This window comes from Sinobaca qinghaiensis (assembly GCF_003610495.1).
GTDB lineage: Bacteria > Bacillota > Bacilli > Bacillales > Marinococcaceae > Sinobaca > Sinobaca qinghaiensis.
This window is the reverse complement of sequence record NZ_RAPK01000011.1, coordinates 1-13,084: the sequence shown is the minus strand read 5'-3', so window position 1 is coordinate 13,084 and position 13,084 is coordinate 1. Positions and strand designations below refer to the sequence as shown.

Genomic DNA, 13,084 nt, shown 5'->3' with positions numbered 1-13,084 from the left:
GCGTTTACATTTTATATTGTACCGTAACAATTAAATAAATACCATATAAATTTTTAATACACGCATAATTAAATTATGCTGTTTTCAGTTTAATTATGGTAGAATTGGTACACAAAGAAGCGCGAAACTAGACGATAATGAGGAATGTCCATGTTAAAATACCAGCAAATTGCAGCCGATATTGAACAGGAAATCGTAGATAAAGATCTACAGCAGGGAGATAAGCTTCCCGTACTGGATGCTTTTATGGCACAATTTGACGTCAGCAAAAGCACCATTACTAAAGCGTTGGATCTTCTGGAAAAAAAGGGGATTGTGTATCAGGTGCGCGGCAGCGGCATTTTTGTCAGGCGGCATAAACGCAGAGGCTATATTAGTCTTCTCTCCAATCAAGGGTTCAAAAAAGAGCTGGACGGATTTCAGATTACTTCTGAAGTACTGGCTCTTGATATCCGCAGGCCGACAGCGGAAGCCGCACGCAACCTGGCAGTCAATCCCGAGGAGAGCGTGTATTATGTAAAAAGGGTTCGTTATATAAACGGCCAGACGCTCTGCATCGAAGAATCCTACTATAATAAATCCGTTGTTTCGTATTTAAATAATGAAATTGTTTCTGAATCCATCTTTAACTATATAAGCGATGCGTTGGGACTCAATATAGGATTTTCTGATTTGTATTTCAACGTTGGGAAGATCAATAAAAAGGAAGCAGAGCTGCTTCGTCTGCCTGATGCTTCCCCCGGCTTATTTATGGAGCAGATTTTTCACCTTACCAACGGCCAGCCTTTTGATTTTTCGAAAATCACCTACAACTATGAGCAGTCGCAGTTTTTTATTCAGGCAAATAACTATTTTTTATAAACACATAAAATAAGCCCCTGCACAGAGAAAATCTCATGCAGGGGCTCGTTTTCTATTCTGCGGTTTCAGACGGCTCCGACTCCTGGCCGTATACATCTACTGTGGTGACGTAGTACTCGCTTCCAGCCAGATCCGGCGAACTGTAGCTTTTTCTTTCATGAACCGCAATGCTTTCTATATGCCGGTTCTCTCCCTCTGGATTCTTCTCATACACGCGGTATCCGGCTACATCTTCATCACGAACGGCATGAAACGAAAGCTGACTTCCTGCCAGCACCACATTGCCGGGTGCTTCGGGAGGATCCCCGTTTTCTATTTTCTGCACGTCTTCCTCCTGAAGCTCCGTATATACGACCAGGCGTTGATCGTGCGTTCCCTCGGCCTGGTCAAACGTGCCGGTACACGTAATGAGATTAAGGCTGCGGGTATTCGACGGACCGAAAATGTCTTCAATCGGTGCATCGGTTCTGTCATAGCTGACGGCACGCTTTACTTCAAACGTCAGCACTTCTCCTTTTTCATCCGTCACTTCAATCTCATCGCCAGCATCCAGCTTATCGAGATCATAAAACACAGCAGGACCGGTTCGGCTGTCGACATGACCTGCCATTACTGCGTTGCCTTTTTCACCAGGCTTTGCTCCTGGTTCAAACCAGGCAACCCCGTCTTCGGTGGACGGCACGCCCATCTGCCCGTTATCGAGGACTCCTTTAGGTTCCAGCTCAGCGGAAACATCGATCGAAGGGATGGATAGACCTGTCGGCACAGTCTGCTCCGCTTCCGCTTCAAGCGCCATCTCTGCTTCTGCGTCATTCAACAGCACAAACTCTTCTTCAATCGCTTCCAGTGATTCTCCCATATTCTCTCCTGCCGGTTCTGCGTTTTCCTGTGATGCCGGCTCGATATTCTCTGCTTCCGGACTGCCGGAGGCAAACACCTGGAAACCTGAATAGCCCGCAATTCCAGCACAAATCAGCATTGCCAGCAGAATTATAATACTGCCTTTTTTCCTGGCTTTTTTATTTTGTTCGACGCGTGTCATAAGCCGCTCCCCACCTTATTTAATCCTTTATACTATTCGCATTGATTGATAGTAAGCTAACGTATAAAAAGAGCGGATGGATCACTCAATACATATTATATATAAAAAACCGGCCTTTGTTTAAGGCCGGTTTACATACTATTCTTTGTTTACCTGCTTTCTAACTTCCTGTTCAACGAATTGTACACTTGTTCCGACGATTACCTGAATATTATGCTTACCTACAATATTCGTACCCGGTACGCCGGTTTTCTTAATTCGTGCCTCATCTACTTTGTTCATATCATTTACTTCCAGGCGGAGTCTCGTCGCGCAGCTATCAATGGCGGCAATATTAGCCGCACCTCCCAGGCCTTCAATAATTCCTGCGGCTTGAACAGCAGTCGCATCCTGCTGATCAATTTCTGCTTCAGGGCTTCCACCAGCTGTAGCCAAAGCTGTTTCTTCCTCTCGTCCCGGTGTTAAGAGATCTAATTTCACAATTAAATAGCGAAATAATACATAATACACAATAGCGAAGAAGAGTCCCTGTACAAGCAGCATGTAAGGCTGGCTTGCCAGCGGCATCGCAAAGGCAAGCAGATAATCGACCAGACCGGCGCTGAATCCAAAGCCTGCAATCCACTCAAAGTTAGCAGCTATAAATAAAGAAAGCCCGGTAAGTGCAGCGTGTACGACATATAATAACGGTGCTAAAAACATAAACGAAAATTCAAGCGGCTCGGTTACACCTGTGAAAAATGAGGCAAAACCTGTCGCTAAAAGCAGGGATGCAGCGGTTTTACGCTGCTTTGTTTTAGCAGTATGATACATTGCCAGCGCTGCTGCCGGCAGCCCAAACATCATAATCGGGTAGAATCCTGCCATATACCGTCCGGTAATTCCCTGTTCGCCTTCACTGCTCCAATAGTTTCCAAAATCATTAATACCGGCCAGGTCAAACCAAAAAACTTGATTAAGCGCATGGTGAAGGCCAGTTGGGATTAAAAGACGGTTAAAAAATCCATAAAGGCCCGCACCAACGGCTCCCATGTCACTCAAAGTCGTTCCAAAAACAACTAATCCGTTATATACGACCGGCCAAATGAAGAAAAAGATGGCTGCCAGGCCTACTGAGGCCGCAGCGGTTACAATCGGTACCAATCGTTTTCCGCTGAAAAAAGCAAGTGCATCAGGAAGCTTCACCTGACTGTAGCGGTTGTATAGAGCTGCCGCTACTAAACCTGTAATAATACCAATAAATACATTTTCCGTTGCCTCATAGGCTAACGGCACTTCCTCCACCGCAACTCCCGTGAGCCCTGCTACTGAATCAACACTCAAGAGCTGTGTGACAACAAGAAAACCGACAAGTCCGCTCAGGGCTGCTGCTCCGTCTTTGTCGCGTGACATACCGATGGCAACACCAATCGCAAATAAAATGGCGATGTGATCAATAATAGAAAGTCCAGCGTTCAATAAAAATAAGCCGGCTACATTGCTTTCGTCAAAACCAATGATCCAGTTGCCTATTCCCGAGAGTACAGCCGCTGCCGGAAGTACAGCAACGGGCAACATCAACGACCGTCCGATATTTTGTACATATTTCATCATACATACCCGCCCCTTTTATTTTAATAGAGTTTTACTTTATTCGGATTTTTCTATATTAAACGTAAGGCCATGGCCTTGCGGGTATAGCACCGTTCCGTCTGCAGCAGGTATGCTTACCGGGAGGTGTCCCTGCGGCGCCACTTCTCCGAATAACACACGTCCCGTTGCAGCAAAACTTGCATCCTGGAATCCATACTGTGCCACGTATGCATCAGCCTTTTCATAGCCTGATAAGTCGTATGGATTGCGAATCCCTACTCCTATCACCGGTATATCGTACATATCAATTAGCTGATTAAACAGCATCATATTAGGATTATCATCTGTTCTTTCATCTGAGGTGGAGGTCATCGAACTGATAATAAGCACGTCGGACTCTTCGACCTTTGCTGTATCTTCTTTGCTTAACGAATGCTGATCCGGCTCCAGCTCTATATGGTGGCTTGTTGCTGCACGGCTGTTAATTTCATCTGCAAGCGGCGAGCCTGTCTGCGTATCTGCCACTACTTCCTCTTCTATGCTGCTGGTGGAAGAATCTATAACCGTTACGACCTGCTCACTGTCTGCTTTAAGCGGAAGAATATTATCATTGTTTTTAACAACCGTTATTGATTGTTCTGCTATATTTTGTTCTATCTTTTGGTGTTCCTCTGATCCAACAACAGCCAGCGCATCTTTCTTCAACTCACTACGGTCTGGAGGCGATTCTTGTGCAAAAATGCCGCGGTTCATTTTAAGCAGCAGAATACGCTTCACTGCTTCATCAATTCGTTCCTGTTTAATAGCTCCTGTTTCTACGGCTTCCAATACTCCGTCATATACATCTGGAAGACCGACCGGCATGAGAACAATATCTGTGCCGGCATTAATCGTTCGTATGGCAGCATCCACTGGTTCAAAATGAGTATTAATTGCCTCCATGTTCATCGCGTCCGTCATGACCACCCCTTCAAAACCCATTTCTTCGCGCATCAAACCGCTCAGCACTTTTTTAGACAATGTTGCAGGCAGTGCAATATCCGATCCATCCTCCCGTGAGGAGACGACCGTATCATCTATATTAGGAAAAGTGACATGGGCGGTCATAATGGCATCCATTTCTTTATCCTGCGCAGCGAGGAAAGGAACGAGCTCCACATCAAACAGCCGTTCCCTGTCATGCGGCACTTCCGGCAAACCGATATGAGAATCCATCGATGTGTCCCCATGCCCGGGGAAATGCTTGGCGATTGCTGCTATATTGTTTTCCTGCAGACCGGCTGCATATGCATTTCCAAGTTCTCCCACGCGAACGGGATTTTCTCCAAATGAGCGCACCCCAATGACCGGGTTGTCCGGATTATTATTAACGTCCATAACCGGGGCCAGGTTCATGTTGATACCAAGCGATGCAAGCTCCGCTCCGAGAACGCTTCCTGCCTGTTGGGCCAGTTCATCTGAATCAGCGGCACCGATTGCCATGTTCCCGGGTAAATCCGTTCCTTCCTGAAGGCGTGTAACAATGCCTCCTTCTTGGTCAATTGTCACGAGCATACCGAATTTATCAGGTGTTTCCTTATAATCCTGCACGAGGTCTACCGTCTGTTCCGTCGATTCTACATTCTCAGAAAATAAAATAGTGCCTCCCACATGGTGGTCTTGTATTTCTTTTTTGATGTCTTCATTCATTTTTGTTACATTTTCACCGTTTGATGTCCGGTAATCCGGCATCATCATCTGCCCTATTTTCTCTTCAAGCGTCATTTCTTTCAGTGCTCTATCAATCATGGCATAGCCATTTCCTTCAACTGGTGTTAAAGATGCTTGGTCTTCGTCCACATCCAATATGATAGAATCTTTGTTTGTTCCACTTGAGACAGTAAGCTTCGTTCTACCGGATTTTTTCAATGAAAGACTGCCCTGTTTATCTATTTTTGCCACAGAAGGATTGGAAGACCGCCACTTAATATTCTCCGTCACCTCTTCATAAGCGCCCCCCGAAGTATATCGAAGAACTGTTAAAACATGATCTTCCTTAATATTCTGTAAGGATTCTTTTTCTAAGTACGGAACATTTTCCAGAAGAAATAGGTCTCCCTCCGGTGGATTAGATGTTCCTGCCTGGAGATATCCCGGCAACCATACATGACCTATCAATAATATAACCAGTCCCAGTTGAATAGGGTATTTCATAGGCAATCTCCCTCCCGTTCTTTGAGTAGGTAAATTTTCGTTAGAATAATATACAGCTCATTCTTATATAGTAGTCTATACCAATTTGAATGTAAAGGCTTTTATATGATTCTGTCTCTTTTGATTGATCCGCACTATGTTTTTCCATTTTTATCCGGTAAAATAGAATTCGCTTACACTCCTGCCTTCACCAAAGAAAGGACATTGCTATGGATTTCATTTCCAGACTGCTGTCTGCCTATCTGCCGTTACTTATCGTTCTAACAGCCGTTCTTACATACTTTTCTCCATATTATATTGTTACCTACTCCTGGGTGCCCGGCCTGCTTCTGGGTATTGTTATTTATTTCACCGGTTTATCTATGGACAGCCGCAGCCTGCGGGACATGCGCTATAAAAAACGGGAGATAGTGATTGCTGCTTTATTAAAATGGTCGCTTACCGCCGGTATTTCCATGATTCTTGCCTATTCGTTTTTTGCCGGCGAACCGCAGATTGCAGCCGGCATTATTTTATCTGGAACCGTGCCGAGTGCTACCGCAGCGGCTCTGTACACCTTTTTGGCCGGCGGCAGTACCTCGCTCGTCGTTGTCTCTTCCCTGCTTGATACCGCAATCAGCCCGATTGCTGTGATTATTGCTATGTTTGGCATTGAAGGAAGCCAGGTGTCCATTTCATTTTGGAATCTGCTTCAATCTTTTTTATTGATTGTCGTGATTCCGATACTGCTCGGCCTGCTGACCCAGCGCATGTTCTCCGGGGCAGCCATCTACTCCAAGCCGTTAACCCGGCTCGGTTCGTCCCTTTCTCTTCTGCTCATTGTCCATCTTATAACAGGCGAAGGATCAGATGCGTTCAGAAACCACCTTTCCATCATGTCGCTGCTTACAGTCGTTGTGTTTATTCAGGTAACGATCCCGATGGCGCTTGGGTATGCTGCCGCGAAAAAGCTCCGTCTGAGCGAAGCTGATGCGAGAGCCGTACTTTTTCATGTAGGCCTCTGCAACACCGCTCTAGCCGCTATTCTTGCTTTTGAATTTATCGGGGATATCGGTGCTGTTCCTCCTATTATTAACATGATATTTAATTTATCGATCGGTTCGGCGGTTTCCAATCGGTTTAAATATATATCCTAATAAAACGATAAAGATGAACGACTTCTTCCGGCATTTTGAATCTAAATAAATGTTGGGGATTCTTCCTTATCAGATGTATGTATCGATGGAATAAAAAGTGTAGTCTATACTTATGCTGTTTTGATTTATATTACTCCTTCTTATATTTATAGCAGGCTGCAAGAACAGCCCCCTGCAAAGTCAATCGCAGAGGGCTGTATCATTTAGTTTATTGAAAAAGCGCTGTTCCTCTTTTCCCTTCTATCTTTTTACTCGTCTTTTCCAAGCAATTTGTCCAAAGTAGAAGACTTTTCCGTACTTTCTTCATCTAATGGCAGCGTATTATGCATATATTTTGGCGCTGGTTTCAGCACCGGTTTTTCAGCGTGCGCTTCCGGGCTGCTTACATATTCGAAATTGCCGGCTCCGTCCGGCGCTCTGCCCTCAGTCCAGCTTCCTGCTTTGCTTTCTTCTCCGGCGGAAAAATTAAATAATGTATGGGAGAATTCAGTTGCTTCCCATTCTTTCGGTACCGTGGCCGGAGCGATGACGCCATCTTTTTCCTCTAGTTCTTTAATTGCTGCAATCCACTGGTTCTGATGCATGGTATCGCGTGCCAATAAGAAAGAAAGCATTTTTCGCACGCCTTTGTCCTCTGTCATTTCATATAATCTTGCTACCTGAAGTCTGCCCTGGGATTCCGCATTTAAATTTGTTCTGAAATCAGCAAGCAGATTGCCGCTGGCAACGATATATCCTGCGTTCCAAGGTACTCCTGCGCTGTTCTCAGGTGTAGCGCCGAGCCCGGAGACAATAGCATGATGAGGATTCATACCGCCCATTATCGCGCCGATTACTGGATCGCTGGCTGCATCTTCCTGCTGATTGACCGGAGCATCGTCAAGAAGACGGGCAATCATTGTTGCGATCATTTCAATATGGCCAAATTCTTCTGTACCGGTATCCATTACCAAATCTTTATATTTTTCATTGCCGCGGGTATTCCAGCCCTGAAACATATACTGCATTGCTACCGAAATTTCACCAAACTGGCCTCCGAGGATCTCCTGAAGCTTTTTGGCGTATAATGGATCTGGACGATCAGGTTTGGAATGAAACTGCAGTTCTTTTTGATGAAAAAACATACTATGACCACCTCTTCGATTTTTTATTTTTCCCTTATTTTAATACCTTTCTTTTTATGTTCTTTCTCCTTCCTTTTTAATAACAGCATTAAAAACATAGGCTTTTTTGGTGTTTTCACACAAAAAAAGCTGGAACAAGACCAGGTCTTGTTCCAGCTTATTTCTCAGCTCTATTGTCTGGAAATTTCCGCTGCGTAGTTTCACTTGAAAAATCAGGCCGTTGTTTTTGTAGCGCCGGCTTCTAGTAAACTTCCCACTAAAACCATTCTGTAAACCTTTTTCAGCTGGAATGAAAAAAAGCCATTTATTTTAAAATAATGTTTATTTTATAAAAATGTAAGGTATAAGCTAAAAACTTGGATCGTTTCAATTTAGTTCCACGGAGAGAGGAGGATTTTTATAGTTTTTATACATGTAAAATTAGGAAAGGAGAGATATTAGTTGAAAAAATTAAAAGCATTTTTTTCTGACTTCATGAAAGAATTCAAAAAAGATGACGTGCCTTTACTAGCAGCTGCCCAGGCCTATTATTATATCTTATCGATTTTTCCAATGCTGCTGTTTGCTTTAACGATACTGCCTTTTTTGAACCTTAATCCAGACACCGTGATCACCGTGCTCGGAGATGTAGCACCGGCTGATGCAGTATCTCTTTTCGAAGAAAATATAACAACATTAGTTCAGGAGCCGCAGGGCATTTTATCTGCAGTCAGTCTGCTGGTGGCGCTGTGGTCTGCTTCCAACGGCGTAAATGCGTTCATCAAATCCTCGAATCAGGCATACGATGTGGAGGAAAGCAGATCTTTTATTAAAGTACGTCTTATCGCATTAGGGTTAACTATAAGCTTAGTACTGGCACTAATCGTCGCTTTAGTTCTTCCTGTATTTGGAAATGTGATTATTTCCTTTATTACTTCTTTATTAAGCCTGCCGCCGCAGACAGAAATATTATTCCAAATCCTGCGCTGGGTTGTTGCCGTTGTTATTATGACGTCCATGCTTCTTATTCTTTATCGTTTTGCTCCTAATAAAACGTTGAAATGGAAAGAAATAATAGTGGGATCTCTTGTAGCAGCTCTACTCTGGCAGGTAGTGTCACTGGGATTTGCTTTTTACGTTAACAATTTCGGAAACTATTCGGCTACTTACGGCAGTATCGGTGCTGTTATCATTTTGCTGCTGTGGTTGTTTTTAACCGGACTTGTTTTAATGGTCGGCGCTGAAACCAACGTAGTTATACACCGAAGAAAAATGCTTGAAAAAAAGGAAGATAATTAATATTTTTCCTCCCGCATGTTTAAACCATTTTTAAACGGGGGAATATAAAACTATTACGTTATAAAAAACAAATAACCGACAGCAATCGTTTGGACTATAGAGCCGGACATAAGTCGAAAAGAAGGAGCAGGTGCTCTTTCTTTTCGGCTTTTTTTATTTTTATAAAGGAGAGATGAAAAATGACTAACTTACTACCCGGAAAGAAAAGAAAAAATCAGCAGACAGCTGTGCCTGATTCCATAATACCAGATGTTTTTTATGCCCAGCCTTTTAGGGAGAACCTGGAAGAAGACTGGACAAAAAGCTATGGCCTCCCTCAAGTAGATATTTGGGAAAATCACCAGATATTTGGACTGGAAACAGAACTGCCGGGGTTTCTTAAAGATTCTATCAGCGTAGAATATGAAAATGGCTATATTACTATGCGTGGAGAAAAACAGTCGCAAAAAACATTAAAAGAAGAAAACAGAACGTATATACGTAAAAAACGTTCGTTTGATACATTTCTGCGGTGTTTTTATATAGGAGATGTGGAAGAAGAAAAAATCAAAGTAGTTTTTCAAAAAGAAATGCTTTCTATCCAGATTCCTAAATCAAACAGCAGAAAGCAATTTACATTCAAACAGCTCAAGATCGAGTAAAAAATAAGCCTAATGTTGGAACTGTTTCGTCTAAAGTTCCTACCACAATTTATTTAAATTAACCGCTTATGAACTATGCACATCTAAGTCATTCAGCCGCCGGCAGTTGAGCGCAGTATGAATAAAAAAGCACTCTGTTTCAGAAAAACTAGATGTTTAGCTTCCATCTTTTCAGGTTAAATAAGCAGTATCCTGAAAAGAAAATAATAACTGCGGCGTCGATCACCGGACAGCAGAGCCGGTGCATAAGCCAGAACCAAGACCACGTCTTGTTCTGGCTTTTTTTATTACTTAAAGAAAGGAGGAATAATTATGGCTCATTTAAAGGCATTAACATTAAAAAGCGCAGCTACTTTGGTTGTATTGTTTCTAGTATTAACGATCATTTATAATATTTCTTTTTTGTACGTAGTTGGGTTTGCTCTTGTGCTCGGTGCAGTGTCCTACCCTCTTGGCGATTTATCGGTACTTCCGAAAAAAGGAAATACCACCGCTTTACTGCTTGATGGAATTATAACGTTTATTATCATATTTCTAGGCATGCTGCTGTTCTCTTCTTCTTTAGCTTCTATCGCTTCAGCTGCTTTGCTTGTCACAGTAGGTATGTCGATCGTCGAATATTTTTTTCATATTTATTTAGCCACTCATGTTTTATCGGCCACTAATGTGGTGCGAGTCGGTCGTTGATTCGATTAAGCTTCAAAAAAGAACCCGGCCGGGTTCTTTTTTTATGGTTTTAGCACGACTTTGATACAGTCGTCTTTCTTTTTCATTATTTTATTCGTTTATTTTATTAGTATTTTCGCGTGTTTCGCCGTACCTGGACTGTTCGCCTTCTTCGTCTTTCGGAAAAATCCGGCTTAGTAAGAAGCGGTGGTAAAAAAATTCAAATACCCCTAAACTCACAGATACAATCGCAAATCCTATATAATATTCCACGGGTTCTCTTCCCATCCACGAACCTAGGAACCAAAGCAGGAGAAAAACAGTCACTGTGTCTGCAAGCACAGAATAAATATTTTTGATCCGGGGCATGATCGTTAAATCAAAAATATACAAAAATAAAGCGATTAAAAGAGAGACGGCAGCTGTTTCAGCAATATTAAATTCATTTAAAATAATAAGCAGTACTATTCCTATAAGAAAAACAGTAAATCCAATTTTTATTAATAATGCGATAACGTGATGCAAAAAACCCCTCCTTTTATTTTCATCGCAGTACCTTTTGACAAGCTGGCCGATTTATAAAGTTCATCGCATAAAAAAGCCGAAAAAAGACACATGTCTTTTTCCGGCTTACCCGCCAGCTCTTTTAGTCTCCGGGTTTCCGCCTGAAGTAATGTAAAATATAGTAATCTTTTCCCCTCTTGGCTGCTAAATAAAACACGAACACATATATTTAGGAAAGCATTCATTTGTTATAAGTTGTTTTTTATCTGCGTTATAGCTCCGTTCATTTCATCTGCATTTTTTGTAGGCAGCTGATGGGTGCCGCCCTTTATGCAGATAGTAGAAAGCAAAGGAATGGCCCTTCGGAAATCTTTGACATATTTACGCGTTAGTATGTCTGCACTTCCATAGACTACAAATACCGGGCAGGAAATATTGGGGAGATTTACCCGCCCGTCGTAACTTTTCCCTTCCTTATACATTTTTTTCATCACAGTTGAACTGCTTTTTTTGATATTAGCTGAAATTCTTTGCTGTTGATCCTTTTTTTTCGTATGGGAAATCGACAGCACTTTCGCTATCACGCTGCGCAGATCTTCATAGGAACTCCAGATTCCCAGTTTGAACTTCACAAACAGCAGGAGCGTATTGACGACAGGAAAAGCATTAATAAGCACAAGGGCTTTTACTTTTTCGGGATACTGAAGCGCTGTGATCTGCGCCGGCGTGCCGCCGAGCGAATAACCGCAGAGAATCACACTTCCGCCAAGGTGATCGATCAAGTCCGCTGTATCTTCCACCCAGTTTTCCAAAGCAGAGGTATGATTATTTCCGCTTTCGCTTTTTCCATTTCCACGAGGATCAAATGTTACGACACAATAATCGTTCTCAAGATCCCTCTGCTGTTCAAATACCGGAGCTCCTAAACCAGGAGGGGATATAAACAATAGAAGCGGTCCGCTTCCTCTTTTTTCATAATATACTTTTGCATCTTTTGCTTTAAAATATGGCAAATCATTCATCCTCTGTTTTTGTAGTCAGCTGATATGTTTTGATTAAAAAATCAACTACTTTATTATGATGCTATAGCATCCGGAACCAGTCTTTCTAAAAGTATCATTCTTTTCTTTGACTTCTATATTCTGCACCTTCAGGCGGCTTTTATCAAATAGAAGCATCTATCGTTTCCTTCCGACTTAAAAAACATTCATATTAATTACGTCTGTAGTTTTTTACGGAAAGCTGTCCAGCATTTATCTTAGTACTGCCTGCGTAAAAGTACATTATTCCCCTCTCTATTTTCCTGATAAACCTATAGCTTTTAATATTTATGTTTATTTTCCTCTAAAAGCAGGTATCCATAGAAGAGCAGGCATATAATTAACGTATGCATGTCCATAAGCACAATCATCCACCCACCCTACCGACATTTTTATAACCGCCGGCAGCAGTGAGTCAAACATAGAGTTGACCATAAGCCGAAAAGAAGCCTTGCTTCTTTTCGGCTTTTTTTCGTTACACAAGAGATTTTACGTGGTATACAAACCTCATCTGTGGCTCACGCAGACTACTCGAAAACTCCGGCCGGCCGAAATGAATCCTGCCGTTTAAAGCAGTGTCAAACGGTGAAGCCCTTTAAGGGTAAAATAAAAATAAAGGAGTGCATCACATTATGACTACCGATCGATACCCATCCCGTCACCAGGCCGAGGCGTCCATCACAGAACGCAAGGACCCGGTGACTTACCGAAACCCCGACTTTTCCGAGGGACCGCTGACGAAGGCGGACGAGGACTTCTACGACGAAAACGGCTACCTGCTGTTTGAAAACCTGTTTGAGCCTGATGAAATCAAAGCGATGATCCGCGAGCTCAAGCAGACGATGGAGCGCAACCAGGACCGCGACTCGGTCGAAGTGATCAAAGAGCCGGAAAGCAACGATATCCGTACCGTGTTTGAAATTCATAAAGACAGCGGCTTTTTTGAGTCGCTCGCGCAAAACGACCGCATCGTCCAGGCGGCTCAGCAGCTTCTGGGCAGTGAGGTATACATTACGCAGTCGCGCAT

12 protein-coding genes are annotated in these 13,084 nt (G+C 42.9%); 6 read left to right on the top strand and 6 right to left on the bottom strand.

Annotated elements, in window-relative coordinates:
- Positions 1–150 precede the first annotated feature (150 nt).
- Positions 151–861: a GntR family transcriptional regulator gene (locus ATL39_RS14060; RefSeq protein ID WP_120194006.1), complete on the top strand. Its 711-nt coding sequence runs from the start codon at positions 151–153 to the stop codon at positions 859–861.
- 52 nt (positions 862–913) lie between these two features.
- Here the strand turns inward: ATL39_RS14060 and ATL39_RS14055 are convergent, their stop codons facing one another.
- From ATL39_RS14055 to ATL39_RS14045, 3 genes are all read right to left on the bottom strand, one after another.
- Positions 914–1,903 (bottom strand): class F sortase, encoded by a 990-nt coding sequence (locus ATL39_RS14055; protein WP_120194005.1) that lies wholly within the window; start codon positions 1,901–1,903, stop codon positions 914–916.
- A gap of 138 nt (positions 1,904–2,041) precedes the next feature.
- The gene (nagE, locus tag ATL39_RS14050) at positions 2,042–3,496 is read right to left on the bottom strand and encodes an N-acetylglucosamine-specific PTS transporter subunit IIBC (RefSeq protein ID WP_120194004.1); all 1,455 of its coding nucleotides are present in this window, start codon (positions 3,494–3,496) and stop codon (positions 2,042–2,044) included.
- 36 nt (positions 3,497–3,532) lie between these two features.
- Positions 3,533–5,668, bottom strand: coding sequence for a glycoside hydrolase family 3 protein (locus ATL39_RS14045; protein WP_120194003.1), 2,136 nt, complete (start codon positions 5,666–5,668; stop codon positions 3,533–3,535).
- A 209-nt stretch (positions 5,669–5,877) separates the two neighbouring features.
- Between ATL39_RS14045 and ATL39_RS14040 the strand changes: the two genes are divergently transcribed.
- A complete protein-coding gene (locus ATL39_RS14040) occupies positions 5,878–6,804 on the top strand; it encodes a bile acid:sodium symporter family protein (protein WP_120194002.1) in 927 nt (308 codons plus the stop codon).
- Between the two features lie 248 nt (positions 6,805–7,052).
- Here the strand turns inward: ATL39_RS14040 and ATL39_RS14035 are convergent, their stop codons facing one another.
- The gene (locus ATL39_RS14035) at positions 7,053–7,928 is read right to left on the bottom strand and encodes a manganese catalase (RefSeq protein WP_120194001.1); all 876 of its coding nucleotides are present in this window, start codon (positions 7,926–7,928) and stop codon (positions 7,053–7,055) included.
- A 441-nt stretch (positions 7,929–8,369) separates the two neighbouring features.
- Between ATL39_RS14035 and ATL39_RS14030 the strand changes: the two genes are divergently transcribed.
- The 3 genes from ATL39_RS14030 to ATL39_RS14020 all read left to right on the top strand — a co-directional run bounded on the left by ATL39_RS14030 (position 8,370) and on the right by ATL39_RS14020 (position 10,534).
- Complete coding sequence (locus ATL39_RS14030) at positions 8,370–9,206, top strand: YihY/virulence factor BrkB family protein (RefSeq protein ID WP_120194000.1); 837 nt, start codon at positions 8,370–8,372, stop codon at positions 9,204–9,206.
- Positions 9,207–9,385: 179 nt separating this feature from the next.
- Positions 9,386–9,847, top strand: coding sequence for an Hsp20 family protein (locus ATL39_RS14025; RefSeq protein ID WP_120193999.1), 462 nt, complete (start codon positions 9,386–9,388; stop codon positions 9,845–9,847).
- Between the two features lie 312 nt (positions 9,848–10,159).
- Positions 10,160–10,534: a DUF2512 family protein gene (locus ATL39_RS14020; RefSeq protein ID WP_120193998.1), complete on the top strand. Its 375-nt coding sequence runs from the start codon at positions 10,160–10,162 to the stop codon at positions 10,532–10,534.
- A 90-nt stretch (positions 10,535–10,624) separates the two neighbouring features.
- Here the strand turns inward: ATL39_RS14020 and ATL39_RS14015 are convergent, their stop codons facing one another.
- Positions 10,625–11,038 carry a DUF2512 family protein gene (locus tag ATL39_RS14015; protein ID WP_170146940.1) on the bottom strand — a complete coding sequence of 138 codons (414 nt, stop codon included), beginning with the start codon at positions 11,036–11,038 and terminating at the stop codon, positions 10,625–10,627.
- A 227-nt stretch (positions 11,039–11,265) separates the two neighbouring features.
- Positions 11,266–12,030 carry an alpha/beta fold hydrolase gene (locus ATL39_RS14010; RefSeq protein ID WP_170146939.1) on the bottom strand — a complete coding sequence of 255 codons (765 nt, stop codon included), beginning with the start codon at positions 12,028–12,030 and terminating at the stop codon, positions 11,266–11,268.
- Between the two features lie 725 nt (positions 12,031–12,755).
- Here ATL39_RS14010 and ATL39_RS14005 point away from each other — a divergent pair.
- A partial coding sequence (locus tag ATL39_RS14005) for a phytanoyl-CoA dioxygenase family protein (RefSeq protein WP_211326998.1) occupies positions 12,756–13,084 on the top strand: 329 nt, incomplete at its 3' end.